1 pseudogene is annotated in these 432 nt (G+C 55.3%); it reads right to left on the bottom strand.

Annotation, left to right across the window (positions count from 1 at the left end):
* A pseudogene (locus tag CAGGBEG34_RS00485) lies at window positions 1-432 on the bottom strand (GTPase); the annotation flags it as partial.

Below are 432 nucleotides of genomic sequence, written 5' to 3'. Positions count from 1 at the left end.
GGGTCAGCGCAGACAGCGCAAATATAGGCCCCTTCCAGTCCAGACGCTGGATAAAGTTTTCAATACATGTTTTTTTGGAGTTCATCCGGTATCTGGTCTGTCTTGTTGAACACGAGCCAGCGCGGCTTTTCATACAATGCAACATCATATCTGCGTAATTCATCCATAATGGCGCGCGCGCCCATCGCCGGGTCGATGGCCTGATCAGGCGTGATATCCACCAGATGCAGCAACAGCCGCGTGCGTTGCAAATGTTTCAGGAAACGATGCCCCAAGCCCGCGCCCTCTGCCGCGCCTCCGATGATTCCGGGAATATCCGCCATGACAAAACTTTGCCCCGCGCCGACGCGCACCACGCCCAGATTCGGCGTCAGTGTTGTAAAGGGATAATCCGCAATTTTTGGCCGGGCATTGGACACCGCCGCAATCAGC

Source organism: Candidatus Glomeribacter gigasporarum BEG34, from assembly GCF_000227585.1.
Taxonomy (GTDB): Bacteria; Pseudomonadota; Gammaproteobacteria; order Burkholderiales; family Burkholderiaceae; genus Glomeribacter; species Glomeribacter gigasporarum_B.
The sequence above is the reverse complement of the archived record's forward strand: the minus strand, read 5'-3'. Positions and strand labels throughout refer to the sequence as shown.